This window comes from Bradyrhizobium sp., from assembly GCF_035570375.1.
Classification (GTDB): Bacteria; Pseudomonadota; Alphaproteobacteria; order Rhizobiales; family Xanthobacteraceae; genus Bradyrhizobium.
Map to the genome: position 1 here is coordinate 1 of NZ_DATMLW010000235.1, position 17484 is coordinate 17484.

Here is a 17484-nt window from a genome sequence, read left to right on the forward strand (position 1 = left end):
TTTCCGATGCTGGCATGCCGCGGTGCACTTTCATTAACGACCGGAGACATAGCGCTTGGCGTCGGGATCTTTTTTATTGGCGCGCTAATTCTGTCCCGTCTTCTATTCCGGGCCGGCCTGCGCGACGAACCATATTAGCCCATTAGCCCGAACGAAGGCAGTGCAGGGTGATTTCTGGTGGACAGTTGAGACGAACAGGAACGACGCTCGATCCTGCACCCACAGAGGTGTAGCCAATCATGTTGTGGTACTGCCAAGCTCCTGCCCCCATCCGTCGAGGCAATACTGCGTCAAGGATGATCGGAATAGATCCTGGCAGACAAATCTGGCCACCGTGCGTATGTCCGCTCAGCAACAAATCAAAATCGGCATCTGCCGCCTGGCGATAGATTTCCGGCGTGTGCGACAACAAGATCGAGAACTTGCCAGACGGTATCTGCGATGCAGCCTTTTCGAGATTGTCGACCTTGAAGCAGTGGGCGTCATCGATTCCGGCTAGATAGATCTGCTGATCACCGCGCACGATCACCTCGCTCTCGTTGAGCAGCATCCGTATTCCCATAGCTTCCAACCCCGGAACCATTTGGATGGTGTCGTGGTCACCCAGTACCCCATAAACGGGCCCCTTTAAATGAGCTCGCACTCGTGCGACGCCGTCCAGGGTTGCCTCGAACGGTCCATAATTCTTCCCTCGATAGTCGCCGGTTAGAACACATAGATGGTAACGCACGTCGCCGACGAGTTCGATCAGGCGCTGCATGGCAGCTTCATTCATGTCCACATGCATGTCGCTAATGTGGAGTATGGTGAAGCCATCAAAAAGCGGCGGCAACTCCTTGAACATGACGTTATTACGCTTGACGAGAATGCGTCCTGTATTCCGGCGTCCGCGCCAGTAGAAACCGGTCAGCTTCAGTGCGTTTCGAATGACAGAATGGACCGGATACCAGTTCTCGATGTGAAAGGAGAGCAGGCCTTTGCCGAAGATTTGCGCCGCGTGGTCCGTCTCGATACCCAATCGCTGTCTCGCGTGGAGCGGTCCGAGACGTTCCTCCAATTTGCGCAAGATATCTTCGTCCATGGGATAACTTCCTCCAAGCCTTCCGTGGGGAGCTTGAGGCTCTGCCAGACAATTCCCTTCGGGCGAACAGCTTGTTTTACCGAACGACATGGCTCATTTGCACACTGGCTACCCGCCGAGCGACCACCGAGCAAGACTCTCGGCCGCAACTACACTCGGCGAGTCCGCTCCCTTTTCTAAATCAGCGGATCACTTAGGAAAGCTGCTCGACCGCCAAACCTTAATACTTTCTTAACAGCCCTTTTTGACCCCGGGATATTTCTCAACCCTGTCTTCGCGCGCGCGAGACGGGGGGCCTGTCCAAGGTACCCCCGGGATAGAATTACGCCCAACAGCCTGACGCTCAACTGAGAGCCTTGCCCTACGCGGCTATGGCATGCGGCCAATCGCGGTCGCGTCAGCCATAACAGCGAGGGCGAGTATGAAACGTGATCTCTATGCAGAAGTATCAGCGCGCATTGTTGCAGAGCTAGAAGCCGGAGCAGCCCCATGGGTCAAGCCGTGGTCAGCAACCCCGGGCGCGAATACGCCGTGCAATGCCGTGAGCAACCGGCCCTACTCAGGGTGCAACGTCATCCTGCTATGGATGGCGCAAGCGGCTGGCTATCGCACGCCGCGCTTCCTGACCTTCAAGCAGGCCTTGGAATTGGGTGGCAACGTCCGCAAGGGCGAGCACGGCACGAAAGTCTATTTCGTGAAGCAACTTCAGGTCCGCGACCAAGGCGCGGACGATAGCTCGTCGACGCGCCTGATCCCAATGATGCGCCAGTATACGGTTTTCAACGTCCACCAGTGCGAAAACCTTCCCGATAGCATCCATACTGGGAAGCCGATGCGTGTTCGCAATCCCGACACGCGCGACGAGCTAGCCGACGCATTCCTGCACTCAACTGGCGCGGACATCCGCGAGGGCCACGGCGAAGCCTATTATGTCCCCAGCCGGGATTTTATCTCGATGCCTGCATTCGCTGGGTTCAAGGGTGCCGATCACTTCTACAACGTGGCATTCCACGAATTGACGCATTGGTCGGGCCACAAGTCGCGCCTTGACCGGGATTTGAAGAACCGGTTCGGCTCTCGCAACTACGCAGCCGAGGAATTGATTGCGGAGTTGGGCGCGGCGTTCTTGTGTGCGGAATTTGGCTTTGACGGGGACGTTCGGAGCGCGGGCTACATCGCCTCATGGATTGAGCTTCTGAAGGCCGATAAACGGGCATTCTTTACCGCTTGTAGCCAAGCATCCAAGGCTGCGGAATACCTGCGCGGCTTGGCGCTCACCCAGCCCACGGAAAGGGCGGCGTGATGGCACCGTCGGGCCCCGCATCGCGCCGTCAGCCAATCCACGACGTTCATCCGCTGACCGGCACCCCTATCGAGGTCTTCTATTCTGACCGCACGCTGGAGACGTTCGGCAGAAGCGGCGCTGGCTGGTTTTGGTGGTCTCGTCGGCGGGGGTTCCCACCAGATGGCCCGCCGACTGGGCCATTCGCTACGAGTTACAGGGCGTTCAAGCACGCGATGAATACCGGCCGCGCAGGGACGAAGCGCGGTACGAAAGTTTGAACAGGGAAAGAACGCAATTACGCTCCCACTGCTTCCCCCGCGCTTCCCCGAAATAGAAATGACAAGGCCGCCGAATGGCGGCCCGTCAGAAGTTATTCTGATATCTATAAAAATTGGAGCGGGCGAAGGGATTCGAACCCTCGACCCCGACCTTGGCAAGGTCGTGCTCTACCCCTGAGCTACACCCGCATCCCTTGAGATTGCCGGAAAGGCATCGCCGCCGGCCGGCAGAGCTATGCCAAATGCGGACCCCGAATGCAACAGCCCGAACCGTTCGTTCCAAGAAGGTATCGGGCAAAAATCGACCGGATTGGCGTGCAAATCGGCTTTATCCCGACATTGAGGCCATTTTCGGCAAGCGATTCTTTTGCGATTTGTTCGCCGCGCTACCGCGACGTCATGTCACGAACCTGGCATCGCGTCGGCCGCAGTCGCTGCCGGCCCCCCCGGGACCAAGCAAGAGGGGAACCGATTGAAATTTCCCGCCAAACCGCCATTTGGGTAAAGAGAACATCTGAACGCGATGGCGGGGCGTGCTAGAAAAGGCACGATCCGCACCATATCAGACGGGGATTTATCAGTGTCGATACTAGAGCAGGGTGGCGGACCGGCGCCGCAGGCAGCGTCTGATCTCATCAAGGAGACGACCACTCAGACCTTCATGAAGGACGTCATCGAGGAGTCGAAGCGCCAGCCGGTGCTGATCGACTTCTGGGCGCCATGGTGCGGCCCCTGCCGTCAGCTCACCCCGCTCCTCGAAAAGGCGGTCCGTGCCGCCAATGGCAAGGTCAAGCTGGTCAAGATGAACATCGACGAACATCCGGCGATACCCGGCCAGATGGGAATCCAGTCAATCCCGGCGGTGATCGCATTCGTCAACGGCCAGCCCGCCGATGGTTTCATGGGCGCGGTACCCGAAAGCCAGGTCAACAGCTTCATCAACAAGCTGACCGCCGGCATGCCCGGCGCGCCCAACATCGCCGAGGTCCTCAAAGAGGCAGAAACCGTCCTGGCCGAGGGAGATGCCGCCACGGCAGCGCAAATCTATGCCGAAGTGCTGGCGGCGGATGCCACCAATATCGCCGCACTGGCCGGCCTTGCCAAATGCTACATCGCGACCGGAGCGATCGAGCAGGCCAGGAAGACCTTGGCCATGGTGCCGGAATCCAGGCGCGGCGATGCGGCGGTCAGGGCCGTCCAGGCCTCGATCGACCTGGCCGAGCAGGCCAAGGCACTTGGACCGTTGACCGAGCTCGAACAGAAAGTCGCCGCAAACCCGCTCGATCATCAGGCAAGGTTTGAGCTTGCGACCGCGCTCAATGCGAGCGGCAAGCGCCATGAAGCTACTCACCATTTGCTCGAAATCGTCAAGCGTGACCGCAAATGGAACGAGGACGGTGCGCGAAAACAACTGGTCCAGTTCTTCGACGCCTGGGGCCCGACCGATGAGGCCACGGTCGAAGGACGAAAGAAGCTGTCGACAATCTTGTTTGCGTGAACTTTTCTGCGAGGATGGGCGCCGGGTCCGTCGCACGATCGTTGGATCGCGGATATTGCAATCTCGCTACAGGGACTTCAAATTCAAAGCCGCACTGGAAACCAACCATTGCTAGAGCATGATCCGGAAAAGTGGAGACCGGTTTTCCGAAAAGATCATGCTTAAACAAAGAGGAGATCATGATGCGATTCCACTTAATCGCATCATGATCTAGAGCTCCTTTGATTCCGAAGTTCGCATCAGAGGTCGCCGCAATAGTTTGCGAACTTCGGAAATCGAGCGCGAGGCGCGAGCACCGGATTCGCAAATGCCGATCAATGCCGAATACCGCGGCCCGGGCGACCTTCCCGAGGTGATTCCGGTGTTTCCGCTGCCCGGTGCGCTGTTGCTGCCGCGCGGGCAGATGCCGCTCAACATATTCGAGCCTCGCTATCTCGCAATGGTGGACGACGCGTTCCGCGACGGTCATCGCCTGATCGGGATGATACAGCCAGACGTTTCCCACTCGCCGGACGAGACCCACCCGAAACTGTTTCGGGTCGGCTGCGTCGGGCGCATCACCCAGCTCGCCGAGTCCGGGGACGGCCGTTACATCCTCGAACTGACCGGCATCGCTCGCTTCAAGGTGATCGAGGAAATGACGGTGCTCACTGCGTATCGGCAATGCAAGGTGGACTACTTCCCCTACATGGACGATTTCACCGCCCGCAAGGGCGAGGAGGCGGTCGACCGCGAAGCCTTGCTTGCCGTGCTGACCGACTTTTTGAAAGCCAACAATCTGAAGGTCGACTGGGAAGGCATCGAAGCCGCGCCAAACGAGGCGCTGGTGAACGCGCTCGCCATGATGTCGCCCTACGGGCCGCCTGAGAAGCAGGCGATGCTGGAGGCACCCGATCTCAAGACCCGCGCGGAAATCCTGATCGCGGTGACCGAAATGGACCTCGCCAAGAAGCGCACCAGCGGCGACACCGGATTGCAGTAGCTTGATCAGCCGACCGCGGGGGCAGGTTTGGCCGGTTGCGATCCGGCGAACCGCATCAGCATGAACGTTGCGATCAGCACAGCAACATAGACGAGGAGCTGCATTTCCGTGGGCTGATCGGTGTATCCGATCAATGTATGCATGGTCCGGCCGGCGATGCTCGTCTCCGGGAGCAACCAGGCGCTGTCCCACACCACCGTGTCGAGCGAATTCAGCCAATTGGCGCGCTCGAGGAATGCCACCGCCTGCGCCGCCATGCCGGCTGCGAGCAGGGTGATCAGCGCAGTCGTGGTCGCGAACAGGGCTTTCGGCGGAATGCGCATCAAACCGAAATAGGTCAACAGGCAAACGCCAACCCCCAGCGCCAGCCCCAACAGCCCGCCGAGCGCGAGGCTCAATGCCGAGCCGCCCTCAGACGCGGCGACGCCATACAGAAACAGCGCCACCTCGCTGCCTTCCCGCAACACCGCGACGCCGACGACGACGGCAAGCGCCAGCAGGGATTTCGTGCCATCCGCGACCGCTTGGCCGACGGCGCGCAATTCCCCGGCCATTTCACGGCCGTGGTGCGCCATCCAGACATTGTGCCACGTCAGCATCACCACGGCGATGCAAAGGATCGACGCGTTGAACAGCTCCTGCCCCATGCCGGCAAACAGTTGCGAAAGTGCACCGGCGAAAGCCGCCACAAGGCAGGCGGCCAGAACTCCCGCGAGCACGCCGCCGCCGATCCAGCGGTTGCGGTTGGGCACTGAACTGGTGACGGCGAGCACGATGCCGACAATCAGGCCGGCTTCGAAAACTTCGCGAAATACGATGATGAGGGCAGCCAGCATCAGGCAAATTATCGGTTATGGTGAACTTCGAGTTGAGGTTCTCGAGCCGCCTGCAGCAGGCGCTTGCAGGAACTTGAAATCGGCAGCCTTCGTTCCCCTCATTGCACCGTCAGCGCGCCGCGCGCCTTATCGTTGAAATCGTCAAAGAACTCGTAGCGTCCGGGTTTCAATGCCCGCACATTGACGACCCCTTCGCTGCCCGCGGCAACGACCTTTTCGACCCGCAGGGAAGTGCTCTCGAACTCGATCGCCTTGGCGTCGAGGTTCTTGATCCGGAACGAAATCGGCTTGTCGGCAGGCGCGCTCACCTGGCTCGGCTGGAACTGGCCCTTGGAATAAGTCAGACGGATTTCTGTCACCTGTTGCGCGAAGGCAGACGCCTGGAGCGCGGTCGCGCAAATCGAAGCCAAGGCCAGTCTCTTCATCATGGCGGTCAGAGCAGACACGTTGAGTCCCTTTCGATCTTCCACATCAAAATTCATAGGCGAATTTAAGTTTGACCCGATTGCGCTGGAACTCCGAGAGATTCAGCGAAACCGGATTGCCGATTTCACGGCCCCAGACCTGGGCGTTCCAGGCCGCGCTCATGAACGATTTTGGCGTAAACTGAATGTAGAGCGTGGGCCCGAGCAAGATTGCGTCACCGGTGAATGACGTCAAATTTGCGGCATCGTAATGCCTGAGATACCAGACTTCCCCGCCCAGCACGACGTTGGAAAGGATGCGGAACGACAGCGCCGCCGAGCCGCCTGCAGTGGCCTCGTGAAAACTGTCCCCGAAAGCCGGCTTGGTGAATTCGGGCTCGTAGAGCAGATTGAAACCCGCATACAGGCGATTTCGCAGGAGTTCGAGATCCGCGTTGACGGTGGTTTCGAACTCGTAGTTGCGCACCCGATCGCCCGAGGTTTCATCGATCCGCCGGATGGTCGGCTCCACTGCGAGCGTCACCGCCAGCGGATTGCTCGAGGTGCGCTCAAGCGCCAGATAGCGGAATTCGGCGAAGGCGCCGCTCAACGCGATTTGGCTGCGGTCGTCAAGGTCCGTCACGCCATGAATGTCGTGGGTCGAGCCAAGCGCGCCGAATTCGATCTGAATGAACTGGGACGGCGTGAATTCGAATTCGTACTTCGTCTCGGTCGCCGCGTAGTTTCCCTCGCGTTTGCCGAAGCGGCCGATAGTGTCGACGGTGACCTCTTTCTCGCCTTCAAGACCGATACCGGACCCGAGCGTAAATCCGAAAATATATTTGGTCTCGATCTCGCGCCATGAGCTTGGATCTTCGGCCCGCGCAACGCTTGCCGACGCAAAAACCGCAGCCACCGCGCAAAGCGCAAGAGCGCATTTCCCTCCAGACTTTACCACCTGTCCTCTTTCCCGAACCGCCAACATTTGTCCGATGCCATCAGCTAGCGTCTTGCCGGCAGGTGGGCAAAAAGACTCCTTCTAAACTAGAGACGTTCTAACTTTGTCGTGAATCGACGACAGATGTCTCGCGGACTGCTGCCGAACAAAACCGACCTGGTGATCGGATATCCGGCGTCACCGAACTTTCATCAATAAAGGCCGACCTGCGTCTTCGCCGAATGGCTAGCCGGCGCCGAGCGCGACGGCGGTCGTGTAGGTCGCAAGGCTCGCCGCATAGGCAAGCATGAGCATATAGCCGAAGGTGAGCGCCATCCATTTCGAGCTGCCGGTCTCGCGGCGGATGACCGCGAGCGTCGAGGCGCATTGCGGGGCAAAGATGTACCAGGCGAGCAGCGATAGCGCCGTCGCCAGGCTCCATTTGGTCGCGAGCACCTGTCCGATCTGATCGGCAGCTTCCTTGCCACCCTCGATCGCATAAACCGTGCCAAGTGCAGCGACCGCGACCTCGCGCGCCGCCATGCCCGGAATCAGCGCAACCACGATCTGCCAGTTGAAACCGAGCGGGGCGAACAGCGGCGCCAGCGCCCTGCCGATGACGGCGGCGAGGCTGTAATTGATAGCGGGGTCTTCGACGCCCGCAGGGGGCGTCGGAAATGACGCCAGAAACCAGATCAGCACCATCATCGCAAAAATCGTGGTGCCGGCGCGCTGCAGGAACATTTTCGCCCGCGTATAGATGCCGATGGCGATGCTGCGCGCGCGAGGCAGCTTGTAGTCGGGCAGCTCCAGCATGAACGGCGCCGGCGCGTAGTCGCGCAGCATGAAGAACTTGATCAGGAACGAAGCACAGAGCGCGCTGGTGATCCCGGCGGCGTAGAGACCGAACATCACCAGACCGCGCAGATCGACCCAGCCCCAGAGCTGTTCGGCCGGGATGAAGGCAGAGATGATCAGGGTGTAGACCGGGATGCGCGCCGAGCACGTCATCAGCGGGGCGATCAGGATCGTGGTAAGCCGGTCGCGGCGATTGTCGATCACGCGTGTCGCCATGATGCCGGGGATGGCACAGGCGAAGCTCGAGAGCAGCGGGATGAAGGCCCGGCCGTGCAGGCCCGCGCCGCCCATGATGCGATCCATCAGGAAAGCCGCGCGCGCCATGTAGCCGAAATCTTCGAGAAGAAGAATGAACAGGAAGATGATCACGATCTGGGGCAGGAACACGATTACGCTGCCGACGCCCGAAATTACGCCGTTCTGAAGGAAGCTTTGCAGCAAACCGGCCGGCAGGGTGTCGTGCACCAATTGGCCGAGGGCGCCGAAGGCATGCGACAACAGTTCCATGAGCGGCTGCGCCCAGGCAAAGACCGCCTGAAACATGACAAAGAGCGCCAGGCCAAGGATGATGATGCCGGCCACCGGGTGCAGCACCACGGCATCGATACGCGCGGTCCAGGTGTCGGGTCTGGCAGGCAGGCTGACGGTCGCCGCGATGATGCGGTCGGCCTCGCGCTGGGTCGCGCGCAAGTCGGCGATCGAAAGCGGCTGCCAGAGATTCTGCCGTGAACCGACCGCGGCTTGAGCGCTGATCTCGTCGGTTTTCCGCAACAGATCGGACGTACCGCCCTTGCGTACCGCGATCGACGTCACCACGGGAATACCGAGCAGGCCGGAAAGCCGCGCCACATCGACGCTGACGCCGCGTCTTTGCGCGATGTCGAACATGTTCAGGACCAGCATCAGCGGCCGGCCGGTCTTCTTGAGCTCGAGCAGAAGGCGAATGGTCAGCCGGAGATTGGTGGAGTCGGCGACGCAGAGCACGAGATCGGGTAGCGATTCGCCTTTGGCGCGCCCGAGCACGAAATCACGGGTGATCTCTTCGTCAGGGCTGCGGCCGCGCAGGGAGTAGGTGCCGGGCAGATCGACCACCGACACCTGTCGGCCGCGCGGAGTAACGAAGAATCCCTCCTTGCGCTCGACCGTAACGCCGGGATAGTTCGCTACCTTTTGGCGGCTGCCGGTCAGCGCATTGAACAGCGATGTCTTGCCGCTGTTGGGTGTGCCTACCAGGGCCAGATGCATCAACGGGGCTTCCATGGCGCTGCACAGCTTCGTTAGACGACGATGACGGCCATCGCCTCGCGCCGACGCACCGCGACCGTGACATTCTCGATGCGGACGGCAATCGGGTCGCGCCCGACAATGCCCTCATGCAGCACTTCGACCTTGGCGCCTTCGACGAAGCCGAGTTCGATCAGGCGGCTTTCAAGCTCGACTGCGGAAAGCGCGGAGGTGACGCCATCGGTGGCGAGATGTTGGATCACGCCGGAATAGCCGCGCCTGGCCAATCCCAGGCGCATTTGGGGCGGCGCATCGGTCGGTTTGGTGGTGGTCATGGCCTGTATTTTCAACCGTCGGCGCGAAGGTCAAGCGTGGCGAATTCGAAACTCGTTTACCTTAGAGAGATTTTAAAGCGGCTCCGGCGCATGGCCCTGTTCGAAATCCCGGCTTGCTTTCGATGAAAGACGCTTTGCTCGCGTGGTTACTCCTTCGGTAGCGCATGAGGGGATGACTGGCAGGCGTCCTCCATCGGCGCGGGCGAGCGCCGCTCCTTTCCAAAAAACGATTGTCGAAACCGTCATCGCCGGATCGACCAAAGCGACAGGATCGGCGATCATTTCGCGCGCCTGAAACGATAACCTTGCGTTCACCATGAGGACAAATCCCGCCCTCACTTCGCGCAAACGGTTCGGCTCTCAAACTCACTTATACCTTTTTCGCTTAGTCATCCTTGGAGGAGAGGCTCTCGACCGAGTTTCAGTATCACTTGCGTAGCGTAGAAGCGTATGAACACCGCCCGCATCATCGTTTTGATTATCGCTCTCAGTGCCGGCGCCGTCGCCGCCTATCTGGCGAGCGGATCGGACAACAAGCCGGCTCCCGCCGAACAGGCGGTGCAGCTGCAAACCGTCGACGTACTCGTGGCCAAAGCCGATATCGGCCTTGGCCAGGCCCTGACACCCAATGATCTGCAGTGGCAGAGCTGGCCGGCCTCAACGGCGGGTACCACCTTCATTCGGCGCAACGATCGCCCGGATGCGACGACCCAGCTTGCCGGCTCGATCGCGCGCGCCCCATTCATCGCCGGCGAGCCGATCCGGGAAGCGAAACTGGTCAAGGCCGATGGATCGGGTTTCATGGCGGCGATCCTGCCCGCCGGCATGCGCGCCGTCTCGACCGATATTTCACCCGAGACCGGCGCGGGCGGCTTTATTCTTCCGAACGACAGGGTCGATGTGCTTCTCACCAGGCGAGAGAAGAGCCCGAGCGGGGATCGCTCGACACCGGACATCGTTCACTCGGAAATCCTCCTCGCCAACGTACGCGTTCTCGCCATCGATCAGGCACCGAAGGAAAAAGAAGGCCAGAACTCGGTCGTCGGCAAGACAGTCACGCTCGAGTTGAAGCCCGAGCAGGCAGCCACGCTCGCGGCCGCGCGCCAGGCGGGTACGCTGTCGCTGGCGTTGCGCAGCATTGCCGACGTCAATCAGGTCGAGATCGGGTCCGACGATGCCAAGCGTCAGCGTAGCAGTGTCAACGTGGTTCGCTACGGCGTCACAAATCCTACCACCCTTCAGAGGTGACAAGGCAGCACGTGATCAGAAATACGCAGAATACGAAGTCCAGTGGCAAGGCGCTGTCGATCCGAACCACTTTGATCCACGTGCTTTCGTTTTCGGCCACGGCGCTGGCGCTCAGCCAGACGCTAGCGACGGCCGTGGCTGCAGAGCTGGACACCGCCGCACCCATGGCCGCGAGCACGTCGACGAAGGTCCGCTTTTTGTCGCTTGGCATCGGCAAATCCGTGGTCGTCGACTTGCCGCGGGGCGTCAAGGACGTGCTGGTGGCCGATCCGAAAATTGCCAACGCCGTGATCCGCTCGCCGCAGCGCGCCTACATCATCGGCGCCGGCGTGGGTCAAACCAACGTCGTATTTTTCGACTCCGACGGCCAGCAGATCGCGGGCTATGACATCGCCGTCAAGCGCGACCTCAATGGGGTGCGCGCAGCGTTGAAGCAGATGCTCCCCGCCGCCGGAATCCAGATCGACGGCGTCGGCGAAAGTGTCATGCTGACCGGCTCGGTATCCACGCCGATCGAAGCGCAGCAGGCAGGCGACGTCGCCGCACGGCTGGTGGGCGGCGCCGACAAGGTCGTCAATTCCATCGTGGTACGCGGCCGCGATCAGGTGATGCTCAAGGTCAGCGTCGCCGAAGTACGGCGCGACATCATCAAGCAACTGGGCATCGATCTCAGCGCCACCATGAACTACGGCACCGCGGTGGTGAATTTCAACAATGTCAATCCGTTCACGGCAAACAATGGACCGCTGGTGCCCGGCAACGGGCTTCAGGCATCGGCCTTGTCCAAGGGACTGCCATCGGTCACCGCCACGCTCCGCGCGATGGAAAGCGCAGGCGTGGTGCACACGCTGGCCGAGCCGAACCTGACGGCAATCTCCGGTGAATCAGCCACCTTCATTTCGGGCGGCGAATTCCCGATCCCGACAGGCGTCACCTGCCAAACCACGACGGCGGGCGCGATCGGGCAGTGCGTCCAGACGGTCAGTTTCAAGAAATTCGGCATCTCGCTCAATTTTACGCCGGTGGTTCTGGCCGAAGGTCGCATCAGCCTGCGGGTGATGACGGAGGTGTCGGAAATCTCGCCTGAAAACGCCTTGCAGGGCGGCGCCGGCGGAACGACGATTCCCTCCATCAAGACACGCCGCGCGGAAACCACGCTGGAAATTCCCTCGGGCGGCTCGATTGCGATGGCCGGGCTCATTCAGGAGCAGACCAAGCAGGCCGTCAACGGATTGCCCGGCGTCGATCAGATACCGATCCTCGGCCAGCTCTTCCGGAGCCAGGACTTCCTCAACAGCCAGACCGAGCTGATGGTGATCGTGACGCCCTACGTCGTCCGCGCCGTCGCGCAGAAGGAATTGTCGCGACCCGATGACGGCTTTGCGCCCGCATCGGATTCGCAATCGACGCTGCTGGCCCAGATCAATCGGATCTATGGCGTTCCAGCGCGCGTCGAATCGATCGGAAATTACCAGCCCAATTTCGGCTTCATCATCGACTGAGACGGCGGGACGGGGACAGCACGATGACAAACCAACCACCCTTCGATCGCTATCGGATGCGGCGCCTCTTGGGCGCCGTGTTCGGCCTTTCGGTCGCACTCGGGGCATGCACCGAAACGACGGGATCCGTCGCGACGACGGCGCCCCCACCGGAAGATTACCGCCTTCGGCATCCGATCACGGTTCAGGAGGCCGAGCATTCGATCGTGGTCTTTGTCGGCCACGCCCGCGGCGGCTTGTCTGCCACGCAACGCGCTGACGTCGCGGGAATGGCGCGGATGTGGGCCAGTGAAGGCACCGGCGCGATCGTGGCCGATGTGCCGGTCAATACACCCAATGCAAGGCCCGCGGAGAGCGCGCTTGCCGAGATCAGGGCGTTGCTTGCTGCAAGCGGTGTCCCGCGGAATGGCATCAAGGTGCATTATTATACGCCCGACGATCCGCGGCTGCTCGCAACGATCCGCTTGAGCTTTCCGAAGATGGCGGCGGTGGCCGGGCCCTGCGGATTGTGGCCGGACGATCTCGGACCCTCCGTGCGGGACAGAAGCTACTACGAGAACAGGCCGTACCACAATTTCGGCTGCGCCAATCAGCGCAACCTGGCGGCGATGGTGGAAAACCCGTCGGACCTCGTGCAGCCGCGTCCTGAAACGCCGGCCTATACGGCGCGACGCAGCGAAGGCTTCGAAAAGTATCGCAAGGGTACGACGACCGCGACCGACTATCCGGAAGCCGAAAAGGCCAAACTCAGCGATACAGGCAAATGATGTCCGAGCGTGAAAAATCCGAAGAGCTGGACCCGCCGCCGCCGCCGGCCGACGACTACATCGCGCCGGCGCCGCGCGTGTCGGTGCAGGCATTTTGCGAAACCGAGACGACCGCGGAAGCCGTGCAGTCGGCGGGTCTCGACCGTCGCCTGGCCAAGGCCCATCTCACGATGAAGATGGGCGGCATGGAAGCCGCCATCGAAACCTACCACAGCATACCCACTCCGAACGTGATCATTCTTGAGACCGCGGGCAGCGACGACATCCTCGCCGGTCTCGATGAACTCGCAACCGTCTGCGACGCCGGCACGCGCGTCGTCGTGATCGGCAATGAAACCGACGTCGCGCCCTATCGCGAATTGGTACGGCGTGGCGTCAGCGATTATATCGTCGGGCCGGTCCAGACCCTCGATGTGGTTCGCGCGATCTGCGGCTTGTTCTCGGCTTCCGAAGCGGTAGCCGTCGGTCGCATCATCGCAGTCGTCGGCGCGAAGGGTGGCGTCGGCGCATCCACCGTCGCGCATAACCTGGCCTGGGCGATTGCGCATGATCTGGCGCTGGATTCGGTCGTGATCGACCTCGACATGGCGTTCGGCACCGCCAGCCTCGACTACAACAAGGATCCGCTGCAGGGAATCGCCAACGCGGTGTTTTCGAACGAGCGGCCCGACAGCGCGTTCATCGAGCGGCTGCTGGCAAAATGCAACGACCATCTCAGCCTGCTCGCGGCACCGGCAGCGCTCGATCGCGTCTACGACTTTGGCGCCGACGCCTTTGATGCCGTTTTCGACACGCTGCGTCTGACTACGCCGTGCATCGTCCTCGACATTCCCCACCAGTGGTCGGGATGGACCCGGCGCGCTTTGGTCGGCGCGGACGATATTCTCATCGTTGCCGAGCCTGACCTCGCCAACCTGCGCAACGCCAAGAATATGCTGAGCATGCTGAAGGCGGCGCGGCCCAACGACCGGCCTCCGCTATATTGCCTCAGCCAGGTCGGCATGTCGAAGCGGCCGGAAATCAGCGCGCGCGAATTCGCCAAGGCGATGGAGAACCAGCCGATCGCTGCGATTCCGTTCGATCCCCGGATGTTCGGCACGGCGGCCAATAACGGCCAGATGATCGCGGAGATTTCCGCCAATCATCGCATCAGCAAGACGTTCGTGCAGATCGCCAACCAGCTGACGGGACGCAGCGAGCCGAAAAAACCGCGTGGTTCGATCCTGTCACCGATCCTCAAGAAGTTGCGCGCCAGAGCCTAGTGCTCCGATTCCGAAGTTCGCCCAAATATTCGCAGCGACCTCTGATGCGAACTTCGGAATCGAAGGAGCACCGGCAAGTTAACGTTTCTGGTGCGGTTTTTGAATTTGAAGTTCCTATGATGAGATTGCAGCAACGCTGACAGGAACTTCAAATTCACCGCACTAGCGCCAGTCGCCGCTCAATCACTGCAGAAGCAACCCTTCACCGTGGCCGAGCGACGCCTATCGAGGCCGTATTGTCGGGATCCTTCGCATTCGCCCGCTTGGCCAGCATGCGCCTCAGACTGGCGACATTGGCAGCCGCTTCCTCCGGCGGCACGCCTTCCTTGATGATGCCTTCGGCTTCTGCAAGCTGGCCCCTGAGCCCAAGCACCAGCGCCAGGTTTTGCCGAACGCGAGGGTCCGAGTCGGCGCGGCTGTAGGCCCGGCGCAAGGTCTCTTCCGCCTTGGGCAAATCCTTGGAGAGCATGTAGGAAAGTCCGAGGTTGGAAAGCACCGAAGGTTCCTCCGGTGCGATCCTCAGCGCACTCGCGTAATATTGCCTTGCCTCCTCGCCGCGGCCGAGCTGGTCGAGCGCCGCCCCTTGCGCGGAGAGGATACGCCAGTCTGGATCTTCAGGGGAATGGGCGCGGCTGAGCACATCGAAGGCCTGCTGGAAATTGCCGTTGTCCGCCAACGCTCGCCCATAAGCCGCAAGCAACGCCTTGTCGCCGGGATGCGCGATGGTCGCCTGTTCGAGCACGGCCACGGCCTGGGAACGTTGGCCCGCGACGCGGAGCGCCTTGCCGTATTGCAACGCCGCGTCCGCGTCCGCGGGATTGGCCCGATGACGCTCACGATAAAATTCCAGCCCGCGCGCGGGTTCGACGGCGCGGTTCTTCTCGGTTTTGTCGCCGAGTGACCCCGTGATGTCCGCCAGGCCGTCGGTCTGGCAACTGCAAAGCGAAAGTATCAAAAGCGCCGACAGGGTAGTCGACGCAATGAGGCTCGCGAAGCCATGTTGCTGGAGCGATTGCGACGGCATTCCTGGACCTGTAGTCGGCGACTGGTCAGGAATGCTTACAGGTTAACCCTAAATTACCGTTAAGCCTGCCGAAAACCGGCTTTCGTGGTCCGCACTCAATCGACGAACTGAGCGCCGAATTCGTAGCCGATCCGCCATGCCAGGCGGCATTGGCGAGGGCGACCTTCCGACAAGATGATGGTGAACTCGGAAGGGACATCGAGATGCTCGGCGATCACTTTCACACCGCCGTCCGATATGTCGGTGATCGTGCAGTCGCGCGGCAGCGTCCCGGTGCCGAACTGGATCTTTGCGAAACTCCTGCACACGCGGCGTTCGCTCTTGCGTCGATTTGCTAACGTCAGCATTTCAAACCTTCACTGGGTCAGATTGTGGCTCATCTGGCTCAGGTTCGGTTTTAGTGAAGAAATATTGGAATCCACCTAGCGGGACCTCTCGGAATGTATCTGTTCTTTTTGAACTCCTTTTACCGAGTTGTTCGCAACAGGTCCAAAACGGCTGCCGATGGCGCCGAATGCCGGCCGAAGAACCCGGCAAACAGGGTGTTTTTGCAACTATCCCGAAGACCGAAATGTTTTCTTACCCTCAACCTTTAACGCTGGCTTACGCGATGGGCCCGGATTTCCGATATCGTCTTTTCGGCTGATTGGTCCTTTTTGGCTTTTCCCAAGGGTCAGCCATTCCCGGCAGCACAGACGAGGCCGCTATCTCTTTCCGGCGAATCTGCTACAGCATCGCATGATCTGATCGTCCGATTTTCGGTATTCGCCACCTGTGCGGCGAGAATCAAGAGACCGCCACCAGCCGGAGAGCAGAGTATGACAACCTCGCCCGAACGCCTTGAAGGCACCGTCGATCCCAAGCTGCTGGAGATTCTGGTCTGCCCGGTGACCAAGGGCCCGCTTGAATTCGACCCGGCACGGCAGGAACTGATCTCGCGGTCGGCCAAGCTCGCTTATCCGATCCGCGACGGGATTCCGATCATGCTGCCCGAAGAGGCGAGGAAGATTGATTGAGCATGCGCGTTTACGCGCTCATCGGCGCGCTCGCAATCATCTTTCTTTGCGGCACGACGATCATCGCCCGCGCCGAGGAGACGGCGATTCGTGTCGGCAATATCGATGCCGTGCTGACGACGCCGGCGAATGTCGAGCGGCCTGTGGTCGCGCTTTTGATCGCGGGATCGGGAACGACCGATCACGACGGCAACGGGCCGCAGGCCAGGCCCGGCACGTTGAAGAAGCTCGCCGGGCAACTGGCAGCGCGTGACATCGCAACGCTGCGCTATGACAAGCGCGGCGCGGGCGGATGGAAAGCGGAATTCGGCAAGCCGGAGGATTTCCGCTTCAAGGATTTTGTCGGCGATGCCACAGCACTTCTTGATTATCTCCGCAACAGCGGCAAATTCGCGCGCGTCGCGGTGGTCGGACACAGCGAAGGTGGCCTGGTCGCGATTCTTGCTGCCCGGCGCGTGCCGGTGGACCGCCTGGTCTTGCTCGCTACCGCGGCCAGGAAACAGGGCGATCTGCTGAAGGCCCAACTTGAACGAAAGCAGATTCCCGCCGAGGTGCTTGAGCCGGTGTTGAAGGCGATCGACGACATCATGGCGGGTCAGATCGTCGATCCGCCGCCACGCGGGCTTCCGATTGCTCCGTCGATGCAGCCCAGCCTCGCCTCGGCGTTTACCGAAGACCCGATCGATCCGCTCAAGCTGATCGACCGGCCGATCCTGATTGTGGGCGGTGGGCGCGACCGACAGGTGGCGCGGCTCGATTTCGTGGCGCTTTCCACTGCGGCGCCGCTGGCGAAGACGCTTTGGCTTCCGGATATGAACCACGTACTGGTGGATGTCGCCGACGGCGACGACGATCTGGCCGCCTACAACCAGCCGGAGCGCACCCTCGACACCGACATGATCGACGCGGTCGCGACTTTCATCCTCGGCAGCAACGCGCGCTGATGG

The 17484-nt window shown here is 60.8% G+C and carries 17 protein-coding genes and 1 tRNA gene; 9 read left to right on the forward strand and 9 right to left on the reverse strand.

The annotated features are described in order from the left end of the window. Window positions 1-142: 142 nt before the first annotated feature. The gene (locus VNX23_RS25390; protein WP_325634315.1) at window positions 143-1081 is read right to left on the reverse strand and encodes a metallophosphoesterase; all 939 of its coding nucleotides are present in this window, start codon (window positions 1079-1081) and stop codon (window positions 143-145) included. Window positions 1082-1502: 421 nt separating this feature from the next. Between VNX23_RS25390 and VNX23_RS25395 the strand changes: the two genes are divergently transcribed. After that, window positions 1503-2384, forward strand: a complete 882-nt coding sequence (locus VNX23_RS25395; protein WP_325634316.1) for an ArdC family protein — start codon at window positions 1503-1505, stop codon at window positions 2382-2384. A 374-nt stretch (window positions 2385-2758) separates the two neighbouring features. Here the strand turns inward: VNX23_RS25395 and VNX23_RS25400 are convergent. Continuing rightward, window positions 2759-2833, reverse strand: a tRNA-Gly gene (locus VNX23_RS25400). A gap of 391 nt (window positions 2834-3224) precedes the next feature. Here VNX23_RS25400 and trxA point away from each other — a divergent pair. After that, window positions 3225-4142 carry a thioredoxin gene (trxA, locus tag VNX23_RS25405; RefSeq protein ID WP_325634317.1) on the forward strand — a complete coding sequence of 306 codons (918 nt, stop codon included), beginning with the start codon at window positions 3225-3227 and terminating at the stop codon, window positions 4140-4142. Between the two features lie 307 nt (window positions 4143-4449). Beyond that, window positions 4450-5124, forward strand: coding sequence for an LON peptidase substrate-binding domain-containing protein (locus VNX23_RS25410; RefSeq protein WP_325634318.1), 675 nt, complete (start codon window positions 4450-4452; stop codon window positions 5122-5124). A gap of 5 nt (window positions 5125-5129) precedes the next feature. On the opposite strand, the gene VNX23_RS25415 is transcribed toward VNX23_RS25410, so the two are convergent. From VNX23_RS25415 to VNX23_RS25435, 5 genes are all read right to left on the reverse strand, one after another. Next, window positions 5130-5960: an FTR1 family iron permease gene (locus VNX23_RS25415; RefSeq protein WP_325634319.1), complete on the reverse strand. Its 831-nt coding sequence runs from the start codon at window positions 5958-5960 to the stop codon at window positions 5130-5132. A gap of 98 nt (window positions 5961-6058) precedes the next feature. Beyond that, window positions 6059-6406: a cupredoxin domain-containing protein gene (locus VNX23_RS25420; protein WP_325634320.1), complete on the reverse strand. Its 348-nt coding sequence runs from the start codon at window positions 6404-6406 to the stop codon at window positions 6059-6061. A gap of 25 nt (window positions 6407-6431) precedes the next feature. Then, a complete protein-coding gene (locus VNX23_RS25425) occupies window positions 6432-7322 on the reverse strand; it encodes a hypothetical protein (RefSeq protein WP_325634321.1) in 891 nt (296 codons plus the stop codon). A 225-nt stretch (window positions 7323-7547) separates the two neighbouring features. Further along, window positions 7548-9419, reverse strand: coding sequence for a ferrous iron transporter B (gene feoB, locus VNX23_RS25430; RefSeq protein ID WP_325634322.1), 1872 nt, complete (start codon window positions 9417-9419; stop codon window positions 7548-7550). 17 nt (window positions 9420-9436) lie between these two features. Then, a complete protein-coding gene (locus tag VNX23_RS25435) occupies window positions 9437-9718 on the reverse strand; it encodes a FeoA family protein (protein ID WP_325634323.1) in 282 nt (93 codons plus the stop codon). Window positions 9719-10168: 450 nt separating this feature from the next. Here VNX23_RS25435 and cpaB point away from each other — a divergent pair, with 450 nt between their 5' ends. The 4 genes from cpaB to VNX23_RS25455 are packed head-to-tail and all read left to right on the forward strand — an operon-like array spanning window position 10169 to window position 14497. Further along, window positions 10169-10966 carry a Flp pilus assembly protein CpaB gene (gene cpaB / locus VNX23_RS25440; protein WP_325634324.1) on the forward strand — a complete coding sequence of 266 codons (798 nt, stop codon included), beginning with the start codon at window positions 10169-10171 and terminating at the stop codon, window positions 10964-10966. A 53-nt stretch (window positions 10967-11019) separates the two neighbouring features. Continuing rightward, the gene (locus VNX23_RS25445; RefSeq protein WP_414643078.1) at window positions 11020-12468 is read left to right on the forward strand and encodes a type II and III secretion system protein family protein; all 1449 of its coding nucleotides are present in this window, start codon (window positions 11020-11022) and stop codon (window positions 12466-12468) included. 23 nt (window positions 12469-12491) lie between these two features. Beyond that, window positions 12492-13235 (forward strand): CpaD family pilus assembly protein, encoded by a 744-nt coding sequence (locus VNX23_RS25450; protein WP_325634326.1) that lies wholly within the window; start codon window positions 12492-12494, stop codon window positions 13233-13235. Beyond that, window positions 13235-14497 carry an AAA family ATPase gene (locus VNX23_RS25455; protein ID WP_414643076.1) on the forward strand — a complete coding sequence of 421 codons (1263 nt, stop codon included), beginning with the start codon at window positions 13235-13237 and terminating at the stop codon, window positions 14495-14497. Before VNX23_RS25450 ends, VNX23_RS25455 begins: the two co-directional genes overlap by 1 nt. Before the next feature lie 202 nt (window positions 14498-14699). Here the strand turns inward: VNX23_RS25455 and VNX23_RS25460 are convergent, their stop codons facing one another. Next, window positions 14700-15521 (reverse strand): tetratricopeptide repeat protein, encoded by an 822-nt coding sequence (locus tag VNX23_RS25460; RefSeq protein ID WP_325634328.1) that lies wholly within the window; start codon window positions 15519-15521, stop codon window positions 14700-14702. Between the two features lie 95 nt (window positions 15522-15616). Beyond that, a complete protein-coding gene (locus tag VNX23_RS25465; protein ID WP_325634329.1) occupies window positions 15617-15868 on the reverse strand; it encodes a PilZ domain-containing protein in 252 nt (83 codons plus the stop codon). Window positions 15869-16339: 471 nt separating this feature from the next. On the opposite strand from VNX23_RS25465, the gene VNX23_RS25470 reads away from it, so the two are divergent. Then, window positions 16340-16537, forward strand: coding sequence for a Trm112 family protein (locus tag VNX23_RS25470; protein ID WP_325634330.1), 198 nt, complete (start codon window positions 16340-16342; stop codon window positions 16535-16537). Window positions 16538-16539: 2 nt separating this feature from the next. Then, window positions 16540-17481: an alpha/beta hydrolase gene (locus tag VNX23_RS25475; protein WP_325634342.1), complete on the forward strand. Its 942-nt coding sequence runs from the start codon at window positions 16540-16542 to the stop codon at window positions 17479-17481. The last annotated feature ends 3 nt before the right edge of the window (window positions 17482-17484 follow it).

Bases quoted from the DNA above. Each gene is read 5' to 3' on its own strand.
- VNX23_RS25470 (WP_325634330.1), top strand. From the start codon at position 16,340: ATGACAACCTCGCCCGAACGCCTTGAAGGCACCGTCGATCCCAAGCTG.
- VNX23_RS25415 (WP_325634319.1), bottom strand. From the start codon at position 5,960: ATGCTGGCTGCCCTCATCATCGTATTTCGCGAAGTTTTCGAAGCCGGC.
- VNX23_RS25455 (WP_414643076.1), top strand. From the start codon at position 13,235: ATGTCCGAGCGTGAAAAATCCGAAGAGCTGGACCCGCCGCCGCCGCCG.
- VNX23_RS25450 (WP_325634326.1), top strand. From the start codon at position 12,492: ATGACAAACCAACCACCCTTCGATCGCTATCGGATGCGGCGCCTCTTG.
- feoB (WP_325634322.1), bottom strand. From the start codon at position 9,419: ATGGAAGCCCCGTTGATGCATCTGGCCCTGGTAGGCACACCCAACAGC.
- VNX23_RS25465 (WP_325634329.1), bottom strand. From the start codon at position 15,868: ATGCTGACGTTAGCAAATCGACGCAAGAGCGAACGCCGCGTGTGCAGG.
- cpaB (WP_325634324.1), top strand. From the start codon at position 10,169: ATGAACACCGCCCGCATCATCGTTTTGATTATCGCTCTCAGTGCCGGC.
- VNX23_RS25475 (WP_325634342.1), top strand. From the start codon at position 16,540: ATGCGCGTTTACGCGCTCATCGGCGCGCTCGCAATCATCTTTCTTTGC.
- VNX23_RS25460 (WP_325634328.1), bottom strand. From the start codon at position 15,521: ATGCCGTCGCAATCGCTCCAGCAACATGGCTTCGCGAGCCTCATTGCG.
- VNX23_RS25395 (WP_325634316.1), top strand. From the start codon at position 1,503: ATGAAACGTGATCTCTATGCAGAAGTATCAGCGCGCATTGTTGCAGAG.
- VNX23_RS25435 (WP_325634323.1), bottom strand. From the start codon at position 9,718: ATGACCACCACCAAACCGACCGATGCGCCGCCCCAAATGCGCCTGGGA.
- VNX23_RS25390 (WP_325634315.1), bottom strand. From the start codon at position 1,081: ATGGACGAAGATATCTTGCGCAAATTGGAGGAACGTCTCGGACCGCTC.
- VNX23_RS25410 (WP_325634318.1), top strand. From the start codon at position 4,450: ATGCCGATCAATGCCGAATACCGCGGCCCGGGCGACCTTCCCGAGGTG.